Raw genomic sequence first — 21,321 nt, forward strand, 5'->3', positions numbered from 1 at the left:
GTTAGGTTGTCCTGATGAGCAACGGACAGCGCATCGGGGCGCGGGTGTTGCGGCGCAAGCCGATCGACCAGCTGACTCATCCCGGCAGCGAACTCAAGCGCACCATGGGTGTCGGCCACCTCACGATGATCAGCATCGGTGCCACGCTCGGCACCGGCATTTTCGTCGTGCTGGGGGAGGCGGTGCCGCAGGCCGGGCCCGCCATCGTGCTGTCGTTCGTGCTGGCGGGCATCACCGCGTTGTTCTCCGCCTTGTCGTACGCCGAGCTCGCGGGCCTGATCCCCGCGTCCGGCTCCTCGTACTCCTACACCTACGCGACCCTCGGCGAGATCGTGGCGTGGGTCTGCGGCTGGTGCCTGGTCCTGGAGTACGGCGTCTCGGTCGCGGCGGTCGCGGTCGGGTGGGGGCAGTACGTCAACGAGCTGCTGCACCTGGTGACGGGTCTGCGGATCCCGGACGTGCTGAGCCAGCCGCCGGGCGCGGGCGGGATCGTCAACGTCCCCGCCGTGCTGGTCGTGGTGATCTCGATGCTGGTGCTGCTCGGGGGCGCGAAGGGCAGTGCCCGCACGAACACCGTCCTGGTGTGGGTGAAGGTCGGCGCGCTGCTGATGTTCTGCGCGGTCGCGTTCACCGCGTTCAAGGCGGGCAACTTCGCGCCGCTGTTCCCGCTGGGGCTGGCCGGCATGAGCGCCGGCGCGGCCACGTTGTTCTTCTCCTACATCGGTTTCGACGCCGCGTCGACCGCTGGCGAGGAGGCCGAGAACCCGCAGCGGGACCTGCCGCGCGCGATCATCATCTCGCTGGTCGTGGTCACCGCGCTGTACTGCGCGGTCGCGCTGGCCGCGGTCGGGGCGATGCCGTGGCAGACGTTCGAGGGCACGGAGGCGGCGCTGGCGCGGGTGCTGACGGACAACACCGGGAGCACGATCTGGCCGATCCTGCTGTCGATCGGTGCCGTCGTCGCGATCACCTCTGTGGTGCTGACCGTCCTCTACGGACAGACGCGCATCCTGTACGCCATGTCCCGCGACGGGCTGGTGCCGTCGTTCTTCTCGAAGCTCAGCCCGCGCACCGGTGTGCCGTTCGCGAACACGGTCGTCGTCGGCCTGTTCATCGCCGTGCTGGCCGCGCTGGTGCCGCTGGGGGCGCTGGCCGACGCGACGAGCATCGGCACGCTGTTCGCGTTCGCGCTGGTCAACATCGCGGTGATCATCCTGCGGCGCACCGAACCGGACCGCGAGCGCAGCTTCCGGGTGCCGCTCTCGCCCGTGACCCCGTTGCTGGGACTGGCGTTCTGCGTCTACATGATGTTCAGCCTCGGGCTGGAGACCTGGATCGCGTTCCTCGGCTGGATGGCCCTCGGGTTCGTCGTCTACTTCGGGTACGGCGTGCGCAAGGCCCGTCTCGAGGTTCAGGCCAGCGACTGAAGCTCGCGGGCGAGGTTGGCCCGCGCGTGGGCGTCCCACAGCTGCCGCGCGGGCTCGCTGACGAACAACTTCTCGCGCTCCAGCAGGGTCTTCAGCACCTTCGACCGGCCCGCGCGCCACGTCTCGTCGTCGTACTGCGAGTACTCCTGGCGCACGGCCGCGCTGTAGCGCTCGTAGTGCTCCGGCTCCGAGCCGAGGATCGCCAGGTCGGCGTCGAGCAGCACGTGCGCCAGCGGGTCGTCGGACGAGTGCGTGATCGTGGCCAGCACCAACGACTCCACGCGCGCGACATGCGCCTCCTCCACCCCGGCCAGGCGTTCGCGGGCCCACGCGGCTGAGGCCCGTTCGTCCTCGCCGGGCTTGCCGTCGTAGATCACGTCGTGCGCGCAGGCCGCCAGCGCGAGGACCGCCCGTTCCTCGACGGTGAACGCGAACGCGTCGGCCAGCGCCGACGAGTCGCGGACGACGGACACCACGTGGAAGGTGTTGTGGTAGGTCCGGTGCGGTTCGGCGTAGCGCTCCATCAGGTCGCCCGCGTCCGGCGCACCGCCGAGCGCGCGGACCGCGTCGTCCCAGATCCGTCTCACCGCGCCAGTTCCTCCTCGACGACGTCCGCGGCGACCGCGCTGCCGCCCGCCCGGTGAATCATCCGCTGCATGTCCTTCACCCGCGCGGAGATCGCGGAATCCGACATCAGCTGATCCACCAACGAGCGCACACCCTCCACGGTCACCGTGTCGAGCAGCACACCGAGCCCCAGCTCCTCGACGCGCTGACCGTTGAGCCGCTGGTCGGTCATGTGCGGCGCGACGATCATCGGCACGCCGTGGTGCAGCGCCTCCATCACACCGCCCATGCCTCCTCGCGTCACGAACACGCTCGCGTGCTCCAGCACGGCCGGCTGCGGTACGTCTTCGTGCGTTTCGACGTTCATGGCAGGACTCAGGACTTTGCCCTTCGTGACGAGGTGCCACGGCATTCCACGCGCGGCGTCCGCGCAAACCTGCGTGCCCGTCGTCGCGAGCACCACCGGCCTGTCCGGCGGCGGTTCCCACGTGCCCTGGAAAGCGCGGGCGGACAGGCAGGGGCCGGTGAAGGCGACGTGCTCGCCGAACGTGTCGCCCTCGGGCTGGAACTGCCGGGGGAACAGGGCGATCCGGCGGCGCGCGCCCGAGACGAACTCCGGCAGCGCGCTGCCGAGGAAGCCGTGCACCCTGGTGAAGAACCTGATCGCGTCCGGGTCGAACGCGCGCGGCGGCACCACCGCGGTGCCGAGCGACCAGTGCTCGTTGCTCGTCAGCAGGCCTTCCACCAGCACGTTCGGCACCTCCAGGCGGTGCGCGACGACACCGCCGGACCAGGCCGCGATGTCCCACACCACCAGGTCCGGCCGGTCGTCGCGGAACACGTCCTCGAGCTGCGGCAGCACCGACTCGGCCTCGGTGAGCGCCAGCCGGGTGGCCTCGTAGAGCGAGCTGGGCAGCGCGTCGGGAAGCGTTGTCGCGTACGGGATCGCGGTCGCGCCGCACTCGGCGACCGCGGGGGCGAACGGCGCGGTGGCCGGGCAGCTCACCCGGTGGCCCCGGCGCACGAGCTCGGCGATCAGCCCGAGCGCGGGCAGGAGGTGTCCGCGCTCGGCCATGAGGAAGACCGCGATGTGCGCCACAAGACAGGTAAACGTCGTTCGATTCCTGGTGGTTCACCGGCACTTGTCGTGAATCTGTTCAGGTTTTCCTGCTCTTGTCCCAAGGGCGTTCCGGCCAGTGGTGCTTGGGATACCTGCCCTTCAGCTCACTGCGCACCTTGAGGTAGCCGTTGCGCCAGAACGTCCTGAGGTCGCTCGTCACGGCGGTCGGGCGGCCGGCGGGCGAGAGCAGGTGCACCACCACCGGGACTCCGGCGATCTGCGGGGTGTCGGCCCACTTCATGGCGTCCTGGATGCGGACGGAGAGCACGGGCTGGTCCTGCGTGTAGTCGACCTTGCCCTGGCCGATGCGTTCCGGTGCGAGCTTGTCGAACTCCGCCGCCTCCGGGTACGGGAGCAGGCTCCGGAGCAGGTTCGTCGTGTCGATCTTGGCCAGGTCGGAGCGCTTCTTCGCCTTGCCGAGGTCGATCGCGCGGATCAGGTGCTCGTCGTCGACGCTCGGCCAGCCGCGGGTCCGGTGCAGGAACGCCATGCGCTCGCGCAGGCGAAGCGCGCTGTCGGGCCACTTGAGCAGGCCCAGGCCTTCGGCTTCGAGACCGAGGCGGAGTGCCTGCTGCGACTTCGCGAGGTCGTTGAGGGGGCGTTCGTCGAGGGTGATCGCGCCGAGCTTGCGGACCTCGTTCGCGATGACGTCGCCGCCCCAGCGGATGTCGTCCTCGGTGTGCACGAGGGCCTCCGCCGCGGTGACGGCGAGTTCCTCGTCGGCCGGGGCGGCGAGGCGGACGCGGCCGTGCTTGCTGCCCGGTTCGCGGTCGGCGATCGCGATCGCCAGCCACTTGTTGTGCGAGTCGGTGTGCTCGACGGCCGTGCCGTTGGCCATCAGGTAGACGTTGCTGTTCTTGGACCGGCGCTTCGCCAGTCGTTCCGGGTAGGCGAGTGCGACGACGAGCGCGGGGTCGCCGTTGCCGACCGGGTTGGTGCCGAGTTTCTCGAGCTTCTTGACCTCCTTGCGCCACTTGCCCGGTGACTTCAGGGCGGTCGCGAGATCGCTGGTGCTGGGGTGCGTGCTGTCGTCGAGCAGTGCCACGACCTCGGCGGCGGTCCGGTTGCCCGCGAGCGCGCTGCCGTCGATGAGGGCGCGGCCCAGGCGCGGGTGCAGGCCGACGCTCGCGATGCGGTCGCGGCGGCCGGGTTCGAGCGCGCCGATGGCGTCGAGGGTCTCCCGCCCCGCCATGAGCGCACCCTCCGGCGGGGCGTCCCACCAGTTCAGGGCGCTGCCGTCCGGGGTGCCCCACACCGCCAGCTCGAGGGCGAGCCTGGTGAGGTCGGCGGTCTTGATCTCCGGTTCCGGGTAGCGGGGCAGCGTCGAGTGCTCGTGCTCCGGCCAGCAGCGGTAGACGCGGCCCGGTGCCTCACGTCCGGCGCGCCCGGCGCGTTGCTCGGCGACGGCCTGCGAGACGCGGATCGTGGCGAGGCCCGCGAGACCCCGGCGGTGGTCGACGCGCGGCACTCGGGCGAGGCCCGCGTCCACGACCGCGCGGACGCCGGGGACGGTGAGGCTGGACTCGGCGATGCTCGTGGCGAGCACGACCCGCTGGTTCGGGCCGGGCCGCAGGGCGGCGTCCTGGGTCTGGGCGTTGAGCTGGCCGTGCAGGACGACCGTGTCGGCGTTGAGCAGGCTCGCCGTCCGGTTGATCTCCCTGACACCGGGCAGGAACGCGAGCACGTCACCGTCCACTTCGGACAGTGCCTTGTTGATGGCCCGCGCGACCGTGGTCTCGACGTGCTCGTTGCGCGCGGGCGGGACGTACGTGATCTCCGTGGGGAACATGCGCGACTCGGTGTGCAGGACCGGGGCGTTGAGCAGGTCCGAGAGTCTTTGTGCGGCAACGGTTGCTGACGTCGCCAGGAGTTTGAGGTCCGGGCGCAGGCCCGCTTTGGCGTCCAGCAGCAGCGCGAGGAGGAGGTCGGCGTCGAGGTGGCGTTCGTGGCACTCGTCCAGCAGGACCGTGCCGACGCCTTTGAGCTCCTGGTCGTGCTGGAGCCGGCGCACGAGAAGACCGCTGGTCACGACCTCGATGCGGGTGTGCCTGCTGGTCTTGCGGTCGCCCCTGACCGAGTAGCCGACGGTGTGGCCGACCGGTTCGCCCAGCAGGCTCGCCATCCGCGCGGCGGCGGCGCGGGCGGCGATCCGGCGGGGTTCGGCGACGACGACCCTGCCTTCGAGCGCGAGCGGGACCAGCGTCGTCTTGCCGGTGCCCGGCGGCGCCACCAGGACGGCTGCCCCGTGTTCCTGGAGCTGCTCCAGGAGTTGCGGGAGAACGGACTTCACCGGGAGATCGGGCAGGTGCACGCCGTTGAGTGTGTCAGGGTGGCCGCATGGGGATGATCGGCGTGGCATCTGGGGTCCTGTCCTCGCTGCGGTCCGGGCGGACCGTGCGGCAGTGGCGGCACGTGCCGATGGTGTCGGCGTCGTCGATGACGGCGTCCGTGCTGGCCGTGGTTCCCGCACGCGACGAGGAAGCCACGTTGCCGCGGTTGCTGCCCGGCCTGGTCGGGCAGCCGGGCGTGCGCGTCGTGGTGGTGGACGACGCCTCCGGGGACGCGACGGCCTCCGTTGCCCGGTCTCTCGGCGCCGAGGTGGTCGAGTCGTCAGGGCCGGCCGACGGCTGGGCCGGGAAGACGCACGCGATGCACCTCGGCGTTCAGGCCGTCCGGGACGAGGAGTGGCTGTTGTTCGTCGACGCCGACGTCACGTGTGCTCCCGACCTCGTCGGGCGGTTGGTCGCCACGGCCTCCGAACTGGGCGCGGACCTGGTGTCGTCGTCGGGGCGCGGAACCGGACCCGCCTGGTGGTTCCTGCTGCCCGCGTTCAACACGCTGGTGTTCGAGGGTTCGCCGCCGGACGGCCGCGGGGCCACGGCGCTCGCGGTCGGGCATTGCGTCCTGGTGCGCCGCACCGCCTTCGAGGCCGCGGGCGGCTGGGAGGCGATCGCGGGCACCCACGCCGACGACGTCGGGCTGGGCACGCTGGTCAGGGACTCCGGCGGTGTCGTGCGTTTCGTCGACGCCACGGCGTTGCTGACGACGTCGGGCATCGGCACGGTCGCGGACTGCTGGCGCTTGTTGCGCAAGAGCATCCAGCCGGCGTTCCGGGAGATGTTCGGTCCGTGGGGACGCCCCCTGCTGGTGGTCGCGGGGGTGCTGCACCTCGCGTACGGGCTGGTCCCGGTGCTGCGGTGGCGGTCGCCGTGGGCGTGGCTGGCGTGGTTCGCGCAGGCCGTGCCGCACCGCGAGTTCGTGCGGCGGATCGGTGCTCCGGAGGCCTCGGCCGTGCTGGCTCCGTTGTCGTGGGCGACGATTGGCGTGTTCCTGCTGGACTGCGCGTTGCGTCCAGGTGCCCAGTGGAAGGACCGCCGCGTTGGTTGACCCGTTGCGCGACCCGGACGACCCGGAGCTGCTCGACCCCTACCAGTCGCGCTCGCTCGCGATCCTGGTCGAGGGGGCGCGGCTCGCGTCGGGCGCCGTCCGGTACGGGAAGGTGGGCAAGGTCGGCAGCGCGGCCGTCGTGATCAACCGCGAGAACCCGCTGCCGTCCGGCAACTTCGGGTGCGCGCTGGACGGGACGTCGGTCGAGGTCGCGTCCACGTTGCTGCGGCTGGAGCAGACGTTCGCGGACGCGGGCCGCGCGGAGGCCGTCGTGTACGCGTCGCCGACGACCGTGGACGAGATCGAGGGGATCGCCGACGACTCCGGCTGGTACGCCGTCGAGGAGCTGCAGACCGTGGTGCACCGCGGGTCCGCTCCGGAGTCCTCCGAGGTCAGGCGGGCCGTGGACGCGGACCTGCCCGGCATCGTCGAGCTGCTGTCCGACGAGCTGGTCGGCAACCGGGAGCGCCTGGGCCGGTGGCTCGGGCACCGGCTGGACGACCCGCGGTGCCTGGTGCTGGTCGTCGACGACGGCGACCGGATCGGCGGGTTCGTGTCGGGCTTCGCCGAGCGCGGCGTGGGCCTGGTCGAGCAGTGCGTGGTGCGTCCGGCGCGCCGCCGCCGGGGCGTGGGGCGGTCGCTGGTGGTCTCCGCTGTCGCGGCCCTGCGCTCTGCCGGCGCGATGCTGGTGGCGTCGCAGGTGGACGAGGGTCCGGGAGAGCGGTTCGCCGAGGCGTGCGGGTTCGTTGCGGCGTATCCGGTGACTGCTTATGTACGCAGAGTGGATGAGCTACTCGACTGAGTTAGTTAGTTGCCGCGTGACATATCCTTAGCAGGGCTAAGGGAGGCTTTGTGCGCGAGCGGTTGCCGGTCGAGGTGTGGGTTCTGGTCGCGGCGAGTTTCATCATCGCCGTCGGGTTCGGGATCGTGGCACCCGTTCTGCCGGTGTACGCGGCTTCGTTCGGTGTGGGTCACACCGCCGTAGCGGCCCTGATCAGCGCGTTCGCGTTCGTCCGGCTGGCGTTCGCGCCGGTCAGCGGCAAACTCGTCAACCGCTTCGGCGAGCCTCGCGTCTACATCGTCGGCATCCTCATCGTGGCCCTGGGCACGGCGATGAGCGGGTTCTCGACGAGCTACGCCGAGATGCTGTCGTGGCGTGCGCTGGCCGGCGTCGGGTCGACGATGTTCACCGTCGCCGCGCTGGGCCTGTTGATCCGGATCACCCCGGCGCCGATGCGCGGGCGGGCCTCCGGGATGTGGGCCGCGGGGTTCCTCATCGGCAACGTCGCCGGCCCGATCGTCGGTGCGGGCCTGGTGCCGTTCGGGCTGTGGGTGCCGTTCGTGTCGTACGGCCTGTTGCTGTGCCTCGCGGCGTTCGTGGTCTGGTTCTTCCTGCGGCGCTCGACGCTCGTGGAGATCGACAGGACCAACACCGACGTTCCCATGACAGTGCGCGAGGCCGTGCGTCACGGCGCCTACCGGGCCGCCCTGGCGTCCGGGTTCGCGAACGGCTGGGCGGTGTTCGGCGTCCGCATCTCGCTCGTGCCCGTGTTCGTCATCGAGGCTCTGAAGCACAGCCCGGCCGTCGCCGGCATCTCGATGTCCGTCTTCGCCGGCGGCAACGCGGCGATGCTGTTCGTGTCCGGCCGCATCGCCGACACCCGCGGCCGCAAGCCCGTCGCCATCGTCGGCCTGCTGGTGAGCGGCGCCGCGACGGTCTGGATGGGCTTCACCGGCGACCTGTGGACGTTCATGGCCGCCTCGCTCATCGCGGGCATGGGCGCCGGCCTGCTCAACCCGCCGCAGAACGCCGTCGTGGCCGACGTCATCGGCCCGCGCGGCAAGGGCGGCCCCGTCCTCGCGGGCTTCCAGATGGTGACGGACCTGGGCGCGATCATCGGCCCGCTGTGCGCGGGCCTGCTGGCCGACTCGTTCGGCTTCGGAGCCTCGTTCGCCATCACCGGCGCCGCACTGCTGCTCTCGGTGCTCTTCTGGTTCAACGCTCCTGAGACCCTGCCCACGCACGAGGAGGAGCACACGGCCACCGCCGTGGCACCGGAGTGCGGCTGCCTGGACGAAAGCGCCGAGATCCCGACCGGCGAACGCGTCGGCGGAAAGCCACGTCACCCGGAAGCGTGATTGCGCGCTCAGCTTTCTTTTAGTTTGTGTCGCTACCCTCGTCGCCGTGGGTGGAGCAGAGCGCAGTGCGCGGAAGAAGAAGCAGGCCGCGCGTGCGGTGGTCCAGGCCCGTTCGACGGGCGGTTCCGATCGCACGAAGGTGATCGCGGGCATCGCCGTGGTGGCCGTACTGGCCGTGGCGGTCATCGGGTACGTCATCTACGAGCAGATGAAGCCCTCGACCTCGGCCTCGGACGCCATCCCCCTGGCCCCCGCCGACCACACGATCTCGGCCCCAGCGGTCCGCGAGGGCAACACCGTCCTCGTCGGCAAGGACACGGCCACCGTCACGGTCGACGTGTACGAGGACTTCCTCTGCCCGATCTGCGGCACCTTCGAGAAGACCTACGGCACCGAGATCAAGAAGGCCGTCGAGGACGGCAAGGTCAAGATCCGCTACAACGTCCTCCCCATGCTCAACCGCCTCTCGAAGCCCGAGGGCTACTCCACCGAGTCGGCCAACGCCGCCCTCTGCGTCGCCGACGACGGCAAGTTCAACGCGTTCCACGCGGCCCTGTTCAACAAGCAGCCCGAGGAGGGCGACGCCGGCTACACCAAGGACCAGCTCATCAAGCTGGGCAAGGAAGTGGGCGTGACTTCGCCGACCTTCGAGTCGTGCGTGCAGAACCAGACCTACAAGACGCAGCTCGACGAGCTGATGTCCAAGACCAGCAACGACCCCGTCCTGCGGGACGGCGAGACCGGGCGGTTCCGCGGCACGCCCAGCGTCGCCTCCGGCGGCAAGCTCGTCGACCTGGACAACAAGAACTGGCTTTCCGACCTGGCCAAGTAGGCCTCTGCTCGACGCCCGGTCCTGGGTTCTGGGGCCGGGCGTTGTGCTTTCCCATCCTTTGTGGACTTCGGTGCGTGGTGCGCGTCACGTCCTGGCGGGGGTGGTCGGTGTTCATCAGGCGATTCGTGTGGCGGTCTTTCGGTGAAACGTGGTCTCACCAGGCCGGACGTGTCTCGGCCACCCCCGATTTTTATCTTGTGGCAGGGGTGTTGTACGGTATAGCCACACGAGAACGACGGGGAAACCCGGCGGGAACGTGGACCTTCAAGGGGCTGTGGCGCAGCTGGTAGCGCATCACACTGGCAGTGTGAGGGTCAGGGGTTCGAGTCCCCTCAGCTCCACTTGAATTGAGAGCCCGTCTGATCGAGCGGTTTCCGCTGGTCAGGCGGGTTTCTTGTTGTTCTGGGTGGATCTTGGGTGATCGTGGATTGCTGCCCCTGTGGAGCACTTCTAGAGCAGTGAGCTCCGGCTTGATCGGTGTGCTGGTCGCTGGACAGAGTGATCGTCGCGCCCCTCCATCAACGGTGCGAGGGGGCAGCGGATTGCTTACGCCGCAAGCAGCCCTGAAAGATGGCGTTCTGCAGGTTCCGGCGCGGTCGGGTGAGTCCAGACATTCAGCTCCGCTACGTGCCAGCGCCGTTGGAGGTCGTCAGTCCAGGCCGGATCGGCATCGTACGGATCCTGCCCGTGGACGTCCTTCGTCGCCATTGACCGCGGGTTTGAGCACTCGGCGGATGAACGTGCTGCGCCACAACCAGGTTCCGCGGTCTGATCATCGCTTCCGTCATCACTTCCGATGTGCTACCCCGGTAGCGCAAGGCGGGTTGCGGCTACCTGGGTTGGACGTGAAGTGAGATCCCGGGTACGACGATTTCAAGTGATCACTTACCTACGTTGTGATCATGACACAGGCAGGACTCGCAAGGATCACGGCTCGGATCCCCCAGACCTCCGTCCTCCTCGCCGCAGCTCTGTTCCTGGTCGGTGTGGTCTTTTGGCTGCTCGACGCGCCGCTCGGAATCGACAGCGCTGTCTACCGTTCGGGCGCGCTCGCCGTCATGCGCGGCGAGCCGCTCTACGGGCCACTCGCGGCCACTCCACCGTGGTCGCCCGAGCTTCCCTTCACCTATCCGCCGATCGCGGCGGTGTTGTTCGCGCCGTTGGCGTTGTTGCCGCCGCAGGTCGTGTGGGCTGTGTTCGCTGCCGCATCGGCTGTGGGACTCGGCGTTGTGCTCCGGTCGTCGCTCGGCGCGGGGCTGGCGGCGTTCGCGTTGTTGTTGGTGCCGGCTCTCGAACCGGTGTGGCGGACTCTCGCGTTCGGTCAGATCAACATCGTCCTCATGGCGTTGGTCGTGGTGGACGTGCTGCTGTTGCGCGGTCACAAGGCGTCCGGCGTTCTGGTGGGAGTCGCCGCCGCGATCAAGCTGACACCCCTGATCTTCATCGCGCACCTCTTCCTCACCGGGCGGCGGCAGGACGCCGTGCGGGCTCTGGTGACGTTCGCCTGCCTCAACTCGGCCGGTTTTCTGCTGCTGCCGCGGGACTCGATCACCTATGTTGCATCAGCGCTGGTCAAGGGCAACAACGCAACGGGAAACGGATGGATAACCAACCAATCCGTCGCGGGGGTCGTGCAACGGTTGTCCGGCGAGGCGGAGTGGGCGTTCTGGTTGTCGGCCTCGTTGTGCCTGCTGGTGACGGCTCTCGCCGTCGTGCTGGTCAGGTCGGCGCTTCGGCGTGATGACCAACTGGTCGCACTGCTCGTCACCGCTTTCGCGGGATTGCTGATCAGCCCGATCTCCTGGTCCCACCACTGGGTCTGGGTGGTCCCGCTCGTGGGCTGCCTGGTGGCGCGCCGGCGGATGATCGCCGCCGCCGGGGCGGCTGTGATCTTCGTCGTGGGGCACGGTCAGACCGGAATCCTGTGGCTCGACAACGCATACGTGCTCACCGCGTTGCTGCTGGCCGGTGGTGTTGTTGCCCGCCACCTCACGTTCTCGCCCAGGAGCCCGCTCCTTTGGTACGTTCCGTTCGCGGCTGGTGACAGGCCGTGGTCGGACCGGGGGGTTCGGCTTGCGCCGCACAGGCGCAACTGGTTGCTGGGGGTGACCGGAAATCGAGAAGCACAGCGTTCCTGTTCCGGAAGTCGCGCGGACTCCACATGAGTTCGTCGGTCTGTTCAGGGAGCTCAAGAAATGGTCAGGGCTGACCTATCGGCAGCTGGAGAGCCGCGCTGCCGCGCAGGGCTGCGAACTGCCGCGAAGCACGCTGGCGAGTGCGTTCAGCCGGAACGCGCTCCCGGCGGAACGCATCGTCGAGGCCATGCTCCGCGCGTGCGGGTGTGATCCAGCACCGTGGATCGCGGTGCGCCGACGGTTGACGACGGCATTGGACGGAGGCGTGAACCACGCGGCACGGCCGGTTCTGGACCGCCTGCTGCCCGCTGTTCCACTGAGCACTCCGCGGCTCGTCGGGAGATCAACCGAGATGCGCAGACTGCGTCAGTTGCTCGCGGCCGATCGACCGGCACCGGTGATCGTCCTCGAAGGCCCGGCTGGAAGCGGGAAGTCGGCGTTGGCGGCCCGTGTCGCCCACGACATCGCCGCGCACTACCCGGACGGGCAGTTCTACCTGGATCTCGACCACGAGGTGACAGAGCAGGTGCTCGCCATGGCGACGAGCGCGCTCGCGGAGCGCAGGGTGCTGGCGGTGCTGGACAACGCCTCTTCCGCCGGCTTGATCGAGCGGATGTGCCCGCCGTCAGGTCGTGGCGCGGCGCTGGTGACCTCGGCGGCACCGTTGGGACTCCGGCGCTCTGTCCGCAGTGTCTACGTAGGACCGCTGTCGGTGGAGCAGTCGGTCGCCCTGCTGGAGGACATCGTCGATCCGGAACGGCTGCGAGCCGAACCGGAAGCCGTGCGGCAACTCCTCGAACTGTGCGACCGTCTCCCGCTCGCGTTGCACATCGTCGCGCTGCGACTGGCTTCGAGACCCGCGTGGTCGATCGAGGCGTTGACGGTGATGCTGGCCGACGAACGACGTTGTCTGGACGAACTCAACTCCGCCGGGCTCGACATGCGGGCGAGCCTCGCCGCCAGTTACGAGGCATTGGTCGCTTTGCCGGACGTTCGTGCAAGGCACGCGGTGGGAGCGTTGCACGTCCTCACCCGTTCAACCTCGTCGGACGTGGACGTGCGCGCAGCGGAGGCGTTGCTCGGGCCCGATGCGGAGCGCATGATGGAGTCGCTTGTGGACAGTCGTCTCGTCGAGGGTCCGGCGCCGGGTCTCTACCGGGTGCCGAGGCTCGTGCGGCTGTTCGTCGCGGAGAAGACGGGCGAGATGGTGAGACGGTGCTGACGAGACTGCGGGAGGCGCTCGCCGGTGCAGGATTCGCGCTCTTGCACGGGGAGAGCCCGCGAGTCCCGCAGAAGCTGCGCCTGCTGACCATGGGGTCGGCTCTCCTGGGACTGGTTCTCAACGCCTTCCCGTCGAGGATGACGGCCGCGCACCCCGCGGCGATGGTCTGGTCGCTGGGCATCCTCTCCGTGCTTCCGGTCCTCCTGTGCTTCCACCGTCCGTTGCTGGCTTGGCGGTCGAGCACGATCCTGCTCGCGGTACTGCCGTTCCTCCAGCCGGGACTGGCGGCCAAATGGGGCTGGCCGTGGATGCCGGGACTCGTGCTCGCCGCCGCGGTCGTGCTGTACGTGGTGGCGGAGAGCAACGCACAACCCGTGTTGGTCTGGGTCTACCTGGTGACGCTCGGCGTGGTCGCGTTGCACGTGCGGGACTGGCGTGACTTCTCGCTGGCCGGCGCGATCGCGCTCGGCGTCCTGGTCCTGGGCAGCACCCGCAGGTCCCGCTACATCGCCGAGGCCGAGCGCGGCGAACAGGAACGCAGGCGGGTCCAGGAGGAGATCAGGGCGGCCACACTGGAGGAGCGGGCGCTCATCGCACGCGAGTTGCACGACGTCGTTGCTCACCACATGTCGGTGCTCGCGTTACGCGCCGATTCGGCCCGCTATCGATTCCCGGGTCTGTCCGAGCAACTGCGCGCGGAGTTCGTGGCGATGCAGGAGACCGCGCGTGAGGGGATGACCGAGATGCGCAGGCTGCTCGGCGTGCTCCGGGCCACGGACGGCTCGACGGAACGCGCCCCGCAACCCGGTGTCGGGCAGATCGAGGAACTGGCCGGGCGGCTGCGGGACGCGGGAGTGGACGTGGTGCTCGACGTCCGCCTCGGCGACACCCAGGTGCCCGCGGGCGTGGCGTTGTCGGCTTACCGCATCACGCAGGAGGCGCTCAGCAACGCGGTTCGCCATGCGGCAGGAGCCGCGGTGGACGTGTCGGTGCGAGCGTCGGCCGCCGAACTGCGCGTCCGGGTGCACAACACCCGAGGGGAAGAAACTCTCGCCGGGAACGACGACCGGGCGAGGCACGGTCTGCTCGGGATGCGAGAGCGGGTCACCGCGCTGGGGGGCATGATGATCGCCGCGCCGCAGGCCGACGGCGGGTTCCTCGTCGAAGTTTCCGTGCCGCTCAACAGTTCAGGAGTAGCCGAGTGAGCACCCGTGTGCTGATCGTCGACGACCAGACCATGGTCAGGCAGAGCTTCCGCGCGGTCCTCGACGCGCAACCCGACATCGACGTGGTCGGCGAGGCCTGCACCGGAACCGACGCCGTCGAACTGTGCGGCCGGCTGGGGCCCGACGTCGTGCTCATGGACGTCCGCATGCCGCAGATGGACGGGCTGGAGGCGACCAGGCGCATCATGGGGGATGCCGCAGCCGGGGACGAGCTCATCGCGACCACCAAGGTGCTGATGTTGACCACGTTCGACGCGGACGAGTACGTCTACGGCGCGTTGCAGGCGGGAGCCAGTGGGTTCCTCTTGAAGGACGGTCCGCTCGACGACCTGGTCAACGCCGTGCGGGTGATCGCGGCGGGGAACGCGCTGTTCGCCCCCGCCGTCACCAAGCGGCTGATCGCCGAGTTCGCCGTCAGGCGTCCCGTGCAGCACCACGGAGGGCGGTACGACCTCGACCGGCTCACCGAGCAGGAGACGAAGGTGCTGCGACTGGTGGCGCGCGGGATGTCGAACGCCGAGATCGCAGCCGTGCTCGTCATCGTGGAGCAGACCGCCAAGACGCATGTGAGCCGGATGTTCGCCAAACTCGGCGTCCGCGATCGTGCTCAGGCGGTGGTGGCCGCGTACGAGATGGGGCTAGTCGTTCCCGGAGAGTGACCGCGTGTCCGGAACAGGCCGGTTGTCCCGGACAGTTCGAGACTGATCATTTTGTTGTCGGACATCTCGATGTCGAATAGCTTTCGAGTGCGGGCAGATCAATGCTCGCGACATCGAGAAAGGTCTGGGAAATGACTGGAACCGCGGTCGCTGCGCGGCTGGCCACCGGCCACCTGCAGCAGCACCTGAACAACGAACCGACCGCCGTGGCGGAGAACTGCGTCCAGGTCGGCCTTCCGTGCCACTACGACGACGACTGCTGCCCCGGCCTGGTCTGCACCTGGTGGAGCTGCGTCTACGCGACCTGATCAGGTGATGAACCCCGCCGGGCACGCCCGGCGGGGTTCGTCGTGCGGGGGGAATGATGTTCGCATTGCTGAAATCCGCGCGTGCGGCCGAACAATTCCTGGTAACGGTGCGCCGGCCGGGAAGTAGTTTTGAGCTCGTAAAATGGCCTGCAAAGCGCAGAAGGCATCGGTTCGCTGTGCGTGTCGTCAGTAGTTCCGTGGTGAAGCTGCGAATTTTCCAGCGACTGAGGATGGGCTTTCTCGATCCTGTCGAAGATGCCTTGTTCCTCGCTGCCGCGTTGCACGGGCTCGGCTTCGCGTCCTCGTTCCACCTGGGACGCGAGTCGGTGCCCCGCAACGGCGTGGCCGGCTACTTCGCCTGGGTGGAGTGCGGTGGGCGGGTGGTCAGCACGACCATGCCCGTCACCGACGAGTACGTCGAGGTCTACCGGACGAGTGGGGGATGAGTGTCGTGTTGGGTGTCGTGGACACGAGCGAGGGCAGGGTGCGCTGCGGTCCGCTGGACGCGGTGGACCCCTATGGCGCGGTGATCACCTCGTCCCCGTCGTCGTTCGAGCTCAGCTGGGTGCGACCGAGTCCGCTTCCGCTGTACTACCGGGCCGGCCACGGGCGGTTGGAGGTCGGTGGCGACCTGCCAGCGTTCCTGGACGGGCGATCGCGTCCGGCGCCGGATCCGGGGATGCTCCTGACCTTCGTACAAGGGCACGTTCCACCACCGGACGCGAGCGCGCTGTCCGGCGTGCGCAGGCTGAGCCCCGGCACCGTGGTCCGTGTGGATCGCGCGGGTGTCACGGTCGGTCGGAGTGCACCTGCGCTGGTCGATCGGCGAAACGGCCTCCGCAACGCCGTTGCCGAGGTCCTCGCCGACGATCCGGAACCCGTCGTCGCCTACAGCGGTGGGCTTGCCTCGGCGTTCGTCGCGCTGAGTCTGCGCGCGCCGCGACTGGTGCACGCCGATCTCGGTCTGCCGCGCGCGCGTCCGCTTGCCGTGCTGCCCGGTCTGGAGGTGCGGCACGTGAAGATCGGTGTGGACGAGCTGCTCGACGTCACCGCGCACGTCTCCGGAGACGAACTGCACCCGCCGATGCCGGACATCGCGGTGCCCGCCCGGCTCGCGGCGGTGCTCGCCGCTGACGCGGGCAGGCCGCTCATCGGCGGCAGTCTGCTCAAGGACCTGGTGTCGGCCAAGCTGCCCGAGGTCGATCCGGGAACCAGGGGATGGCGACTGCTCACCTGCGAACCGTTCCACGTCGTGGGCACGCTCACGAACTTGACGCGGGCACGGGAGCTGCTGGGTGTGCGGACCGTGCACGCTCTACAAGGCAGGCCAGACCGGCAGGAGTTCGAGGGACCGCCTCCGGTCAAGCGCACCGGCGCCGACCCGTTGCCGTGGCTCACCGATCTGGGCAGAGCCGAGCTCGACACGACCAGTGGCGGCGTCCTCGCGGTGTGGCGGGAGCACGTCGACTTCCTGCCTCCCGTGCTCGGCAGGCTCGTGGCGGGGCTGGAAGAGCGCGGCACGTCGGGATTCCGCACGCCGGCCGTGGAGGCCGGTGTCCTGGGGGCGGCTGCCGGGGAGACCACCGGACGCATTCGCCGGGGCGGGTTCCAGAACCACCTGCCTATGTGGCGGGTGGTCGAGAAGGCCGGCGTGACGGGCGTGTGCACCTCTTCTCCCGGTCACTGGCTCCGGGTAGCGGCCGCGACCTACCTGCGGGCTCACCGCAGGACGCTCATGACCGGGATCGCGAGGCAGTGCGCGTTGGCCGACATGGGGCTGATCGATCCGGAGGTCGTGCTGCGGATGCTCGCGGACGGCCCGAACACGGCCGCGCACGCCATGCCGCTGCTGCGGTTGGTCTGGCTGGAGCGATGGCTGGGAGGTATCAGGTGAAAGCGGCTGGGAACGTCACGGTGACCATGCTTCCGTTCGGCGGCGCTGTGCTGGTCAACGGCACCACGCTGGCCGTCGCGGAGTGCACTGACGCGGAGGCTGAGGTGATCGCGCTGGTGCTCGGCGGTGAACCGGTGCCGGACCGCGCGGCGCCGTTCGTCGCGCAACTCGTCGAAGCCGGATGGTTCGTGGCGTCCGATCGGGAGGTCTGATGATGTCGGTCTGGTCCGACCTGGTGATCGCGCTGCTGGCGGGACCACTCGTGCTGGCGGGGATCGCGAAGCTGGCCACGGAATCCGGAAAGCTGCCGTGGCCTGTGCGGTCAGGGCCGCTGCGGGCGCCGTACGGGCCGAAAGCGGTCGGTGGCGCGGAAGTCGTCACCGCGATCCTCGTCGTGTTGCTGCAGGGCGCGCTCGCCGCGATCGTCGCAGCGGTGGCGTTCGGCGTGCTCACGGTCGTGGCGGCGGCACTGAGCGGCCAGAAGTGCGCGTGCTTCGGTCTCGCTCGGCTGGCTTCCGTCGGCAAGGCGCACATCGCCGGCAACGCGATCGCGGCCCTCGTCGCCGTTGCGATCGCCATCAGCGCACCACCCGGAGACGCACCCGTTCTCCGGGTGTGGACGTGTGTTCTCTCGGCGGGAGCATTGGGGGCGTTGTTGTTCCTGAGCGACCGCCGGCGGAAGGCCGCCGAGGAGATCCCCTCGGAGTGCGGCGAGATGCTCAGCGGAGTGCTCCTGTTCGTCTCCGACGACTGCCCGTCGTGCCGTTCGCTCAAGCAGTTGCTGGACGCTGCCGAGCCTGCCCGTCGTGCCGCCATCACGACCGTTGTGATCAAGCACGCTGACGACATCCCTGAGGACATGCGGAAGCTGGGCGTGCCCAGTGCCGTGGGCATCGACCGATTGGGAAGGCCCGTCTGCCTGCCGGTGGGCGGAACCGGCCCGGTGAAGGCACTCGTGGACACCATCACCATCGGGACTTCAGAGGTGGTCGGTGGACGCTGACCTCGGACGTCGAACAGAACACGGGCCGGACGGCGACGTCCGGGTGCGCTACACCGCACCCGCGTTGCCGTCCATCACCAGCCGCAACCCGCGAACGATCGCGTGGCGTGGCTTGCTGATCGATCCCGACCTCGCCGGGGCGCCTCCGCGTCGACCCGGCCCGGACGTGGTCGAGTTCGAACTCGGGGACGCGTGGTGGCGGCTGCCGATCACCGCGGTCGTGCCGGGTGGTCTCGCGTGGCACCCGGAGCTTTCCCTCGTCGCTGGACTGGCGGTGCTCGACAGGAAGGCGCATCCCTGGGTGGCCGACCTCCGTGAGAGGACCGTCCGGTTCTGGAGCGACGTCCGTGTGGCGGTCGGGCTCACCGAGTTGGGCGCACCGGGACGTCCGCCACTGGCCTGGAGCCAGGACGGACGGCTTGCCGTGCTCATACCGATCGAGGCACCCGCCCCTGATCGGGGATGGCGTCCGGTCGTGCATGAGGCCACCGGCCCCGGCTACGTCACGTTCGACAGCGAGCCGTCCGAGCTGGCACGGCTCGCGGCGACCACCATCGGCCTGCTCGACACGGCGTCCGGCGAGGTCACAGCAGTGGGGCCGCCGCTGCTGGTGCGCGACCTGCGGCCGGCCGCAGGCGGACGCGGCCTGCGCGTCGACCACGTCTCCGACTGCTCCGGTGACCGCGCCAGGTTCCACGGTCTGCGCTGGACGACGTCCGAAGTCGGGCTCGCAGGCGGTGTTCGACGCGTCGACGCGACGGACCCGCAGACCGCTCGCGCGCAGCCACCGCCCGCGCCCGCACCAGGAGTGCCTTCGACGATCATCGCTGGACCGGCGAACACCAGAGTCGCCTTCAGACCTGGGACCGGACCGTTGTTCTTGTGGCTGAGGGGATTCCTGATCGAGGAGGAGCTGCCCGCCGATCCTTTCGTCGACCTCGCGGTGGACGGGGTTCCGAGCGCCGTGCTGGACATCTCGTTTCGATGGCCGTCCGACGTGGACGCCGCCGAGGTGGACGCGCAGCTCGTGTCGGCGGTGTGCGGAGCGCTGGACGCGTTGCGGGGAAAGCACAACGGCCGAGTGGTCGTCGGTGGCCACAGCTTCGGGGCCACGCTCGCGCTGCGGTCACTGGCGAAGGTACCGGGGCTCTGCGCCGCGGTCGTGCACAGCGGTTGCTACAACCGCACCCTCACACCGACAGGGTTCCAGTTCGAGCGGCGATCGTTCTGGGAGGCACCATCGCTCTACGACTCCCTGAGCGCGTTGAGGTTCGCGGATCGGCTGAACCGTCCCGTGCTGATCGTTCACGGCGTCGCCGACCTCAACCCCGCGACGCCGCCCGATCAGGCCGTCGAGCTGTACCGGGGGATCGTAGCCACGGGAGGAACGGCGCGCCTCGTGTTGCTGCCGGACGAAGGACACAACTTGCGTCATCACGAGACCCGGAAGACTCTCGTCGCCGAACACCGGGAGTGGCTGTGCCGTTGGGGAGAGGACGAGCCTCATGGGACGGCGTGAGCTTCTCGAGTCGTTCGGCTTCGCCTTTCGGCTGGCATGGCGAGCGAACCGGTCGAGGCTGACGCAGGTGCTGGTGATCCAGTTCGTGATGGCGCTCGGCGCGAGTGGCGCACTGGTGGCGGGAAAGCACCTGCTGACGGCGACGATGCCCCCCACCGGATCATCGGCGTCGTTGGTCCCGGCGATCGCGGCGCTGATCTTGCTCGGCACAGTGGGAGGCGTGCTGCGTGCGGCAGGTGAGGCCAGGCAGCGGGTGCTGGTCGTCGAGGTCGACCGGTACGTGATCGCCAGAGTGCTCGCGTCCGCCGCACAGGCGGAGCTCGTCGCCTTCGAGGACGCCGAGTTCCACGATCGCTTGCACCGGGCGGTGTTCGCGTCGCGCAACCAGCCGGTTGCCGTGGTCACGATGATGATGACGACGATCCAGACGGTGCTCACGGTCGGCGCGGTCGCCGGCGCGTTCGCCGTGATGGCCTGGTGGCTGCTGCCGTTCGCTCTGCTCAGCGCACTTCCCGCCCTCCGCGCCGCGGCGGGGGAGCGCGAGTCGGGCTACCGCATGCACCACGACCTCGCGGAGGACCGGCGACACCGCTCCTACCTGGAGCGACTGCTCACGGGCAGGGATGAGGCCAAGGAGGTGCGCGCGCTCGGGCTCGGACCGGTGCTGCGGGATCGGTGGGAGTCCGGTTACGACCGCGAGATCCGCCAGACCGCGACGTTGTGCCACAAGTACATGTGGCGCAAGGTGGTTGCGCGCTGTACCGGTGATCTGGTGCTGCTCGGTGTCGTCGCGGTGGCCTGGTTCGGGTTGCGCGGCGATCCGGCGGACCTCCCGGCGTTGCTGACGGCGTTGCCGGCGCTGTGGTTGCTGTCGATCAGGATGCAGACGGTCGGTGCGATGGTGGGTGGTGTCAGCGAATCGTTGATGTACCTGCGCGATCTGCGAACTTTCGTCGACTGCCTGGTGGACGAGCACGACTCACCTCGATCGCCGCGTTTCAGCACCCTGTCAGCACGCGGAATCACGTTCGTCTACCCCGGTGCGGGAACACCGGCCCTGGACGGCATCGACATCACGCTGAAGGAGGGGGAGATCGTCGCGCTCGTGGGTGCGAACGGGTCGGGCAAGACAACGCTGGCGAAGGTCCTCGCCGGGCTGTACGAGCCCGACGCGGGCGTCCTGCAGGTCGACGGCTCGCCTGTCCGTGATCGCGGCGCTCTGCGCGATCAGACCGCGGTCGTGTTCCAGGACTACGTGCGGTACAAGCTGTCGGCTGAGGACAACATCGCATTCGGCCGGGCGGGTGCGCCGATCGATCACCAGCGGGTCGTCAGCGCCGCGGAGCAAGCTGACGCCCGCGTATTCGTCGAGAGGCTCTCGGACGGGTTCGGCACCGTCCTCAGCAAGGAGTTCACCGGTGGCGCGGACCTGTCGCTGGGGCAGTGGCAACGACTCGCGCTCGCGCGAGCGTTCTACCGGGACTCGCCGTTCGTGGTGCTCGACGAACCGACGGCATCGCTGGACCCGCAGGCGGAGGCGGACCTCTTCGCCCGGATCAGGGTGCTCTTCGCCGGTCGCACCGTCCTGCTGATCTCGCACCGGTTCGCCACGGTTCGCGATGCGGACAGGATCTACGTACTGGACAAGGGCAAGATCGTGGAACACGGCTCGCACGACACGTTGATGGCAGACGGCGGCGAGTACTCGCGGTTGTACGAGCTGCAGGCTCGGGCGTTCCGCGAGCCGAGCACGCGGTGAGCTGGGTGGGACGATGCTGCCACCGCGAACCGTTGCCCGTGCGCGAGGTCGAGGTCGAGGTGTTGCGATCGCACGCAGGCGGCGCTTTATGCCCAGTCGCACGGACTTGTGTAACGACGCGTCA

At 69.2% G+C, this 21,321-nt stretch carries 19 protein-coding genes and 1 tRNA gene; 17 read left to right on the forward strand and 3 right to left on the reverse strand.

Annotated elements, in window-relative coordinates; translation table 11 throughout:
* Positions 1-14 precede the first annotated feature (14 nt).
* Positions 15-1,427, forward strand: coding sequence for an amino acid permease (locus IE307_RS43065; RefSeq protein WP_191305274.1), 1,413 nt, complete (start codon positions 15-17; stop codon positions 1,425-1,427).
* Here the strand turns inward: IE307_RS43065 and IE307_RS43070 are convergent.
* The 3 genes from IE307_RS43070 to hrpB form a co-directional block, all read right to left on the reverse strand.
* Entirely contained in the window at positions 1,412-2,014 is a 603-nt protein-coding gene (locus IE307_RS43070; protein WP_191305275.1) for an HD domain-containing protein, read from the reverse strand. The genes IE307_RS43065 and IE307_RS43070 overlap by 16 nt on opposite strands.
* A complete protein-coding gene (locus IE307_RS43075; protein WP_191305276.1) occupies positions 2,011-3,069 on the reverse strand; it encodes a macrolide family glycosyltransferase in 1,059 nt (352 codons plus the stop codon). Before IE307_RS43075 ends, IE307_RS43070 begins: the two co-directional genes overlap by 4 nt.
* An 82-nt stretch (positions 3,070-3,151) precedes the next feature.
* Positions 3,152-5,425, reverse strand: a complete 2,274-nt coding sequence (gene hrpB / locus IE307_RS43080) for an ATP-dependent helicase HrpB (RefSeq protein WP_191305277.1) — start codon at positions 5,423-5,425, stop codon at positions 3,152-3,154.
* A gap of 26 nt (positions 5,426-5,451) precedes the next feature.
* Here hrpB and IE307_RS43085 point away from each other — a divergent pair, with 26 nt between their 5' ends.
* The 16 genes from IE307_RS43085 to IE307_RS43160 all read left to right on the forward strand — a co-directional run bounded on the left by IE307_RS43085 (position 5,452) and on the right by IE307_RS43160 (position 21,197).
* Complete coding sequence (locus tag IE307_RS43085; RefSeq protein ID WP_229905601.1) at positions 5,452-6,501, forward strand: glycosyltransferase family 2 protein; 1,050 nt, start codon at positions 5,452-5,454, stop codon at positions 6,499-6,501.
* Entirely contained in the window at positions 6,494-7,303 is an 810-nt protein-coding gene (locus tag IE307_RS43090; protein ID WP_191305279.1) for a GNAT family N-acetyltransferase, read from the forward strand. The genes IE307_RS43085 and IE307_RS43090 overlap by 8 nt, the downstream gene beginning before the upstream one ends.
* A gap of 50 nt (positions 7,304-7,353) precedes the next feature.
* The gene (locus IE307_RS43095) at positions 7,354-8,640 is read left to right on the forward strand and encodes an MFS transporter (RefSeq protein WP_191305280.1); all 1,287 of its coding nucleotides are present in this window, start codon (positions 7,354-7,356) and stop codon (positions 8,638-8,640) included.
* Positions 8,641-8,686: 46 nt separating this feature from the next.
* Complete coding sequence (locus tag IE307_RS43100) at positions 8,687-9,472, forward strand: DsbA family protein (RefSeq protein ID WP_191305281.1); 786 nt, start codon at positions 8,687-8,689, stop codon at positions 9,470-9,472.
* Between the two features lie 268 nt (positions 9,473-9,740).
* Positions 9,741-9,813, forward strand: a tRNA-Ala gene (locus IE307_RS43105).
* Positions 9,814-10,374: 561 nt separating this feature from the next.
* A complete protein-coding gene (locus IE307_RS43110; protein WP_191305282.1) occupies positions 10,375-11,637 on the forward strand; it encodes a glycosyltransferase 87 family protein in 1,263 nt (420 codons plus the stop codon).
* A gap of 157 nt (positions 11,638-11,794) precedes the next feature.
* Entirely contained in the window at positions 11,795-12,829 is a 1,035-nt protein-coding gene (locus IE307_RS43115) for an AAA family ATPase (RefSeq protein WP_268250478.1), read from the forward strand.
* Positions 12,823-14,034 carry a sensor histidine kinase gene (locus IE307_RS43120; RefSeq protein WP_191305284.1) on the forward strand — a complete coding sequence of 404 codons (1,212 nt, stop codon included), beginning with the start codon at positions 12,823-12,825 and terminating at the stop codon, positions 14,032-14,034. The genes IE307_RS43115 and IE307_RS43120 overlap by 7 nt, the downstream gene beginning before the upstream one ends.
* On the forward strand, positions 14,031-14,714 hold the full coding sequence (locus tag IE307_RS43125) for a response regulator (RefSeq protein WP_191305285.1): 684 nt from the start codon (positions 14,031-14,033) through the stop codon (positions 14,712-14,714). Before IE307_RS43120 ends, IE307_RS43125 begins: the two co-directional genes overlap by 4 nt.
* A gap of 131 nt (positions 14,715-14,845) precedes the next feature.
* On the forward strand, positions 14,846-15,022 hold the full coding sequence (locus tag IE307_RS43130; protein WP_191305286.1) for a Dickkopf N-terminal cysteine-rich domain-containing protein: 177 nt from the start codon (positions 14,846-14,848) through the stop codon (positions 15,020-15,022).
* Positions 15,023-15,282: 260 nt separating this feature from the next.
* Entirely contained in the window at positions 15,283-15,468 is a 186-nt protein-coding gene (locus tag IE307_RS43135) for a hypothetical protein (protein WP_191305287.1), read from the forward strand.
* Positions 15,465-16,916, forward strand: a complete 1,452-nt coding sequence (locus IE307_RS43140) for a hypothetical protein (RefSeq protein WP_191305288.1) — start codon at positions 15,465-15,467, stop codon at positions 16,914-16,916. The genes IE307_RS43135 and IE307_RS43140 overlap by 4 nt, the downstream gene beginning before the upstream one ends.
* Positions 16,895-17,128 (forward strand): actinodefensin-associated protein B, encoded by a 234-nt coding sequence (gene adfB, locus IE307_RS43145; RefSeq protein WP_268250479.1) that lies wholly within the window; start codon positions 16,895-16,897, stop codon positions 17,126-17,128. Before IE307_RS43140 ends, adfB begins: the two co-directional genes overlap by 22 nt.
* A 2-nt stretch (positions 17,129-17,130) precedes the next feature.
* Positions 17,131-17,919 (forward strand): hypothetical protein, encoded by a 789-nt coding sequence (locus IE307_RS43150; RefSeq protein ID WP_191305290.1) that lies wholly within the window; start codon positions 17,131-17,133, stop codon positions 17,917-17,919.
* Complete coding sequence (locus IE307_RS43155) at positions 17,909-19,438, forward strand: alpha/beta hydrolase family protein (protein ID WP_191305291.1); 1,530 nt, start codon at positions 17,909-17,911, stop codon at positions 19,436-19,438. The genes IE307_RS43150 and IE307_RS43155 overlap by 11 nt, the downstream gene beginning before the upstream one ends.
* Positions 19,425-21,197: an ABC transporter ATP-binding protein gene (locus IE307_RS43160; RefSeq protein WP_191305292.1), complete on the forward strand. Its 1,773-nt coding sequence runs from the start codon at positions 19,425-19,427 to the stop codon at positions 21,195-21,197. The genes IE307_RS43155 and IE307_RS43160 overlap by 14 nt, the downstream gene beginning before the upstream one ends.
* The last annotated feature ends 124 nt before the right edge of the window (positions 21,198-21,321 follow it).

Source organism: Lentzea cavernae (assembly GCF_014653695.1).
GTDB classification, from domain to species: domain Bacteria; phylum Actinomycetota; class Actinomycetes; order Mycobacteriales; family Pseudonocardiaceae; genus Lentzea; species Lentzea cavernae.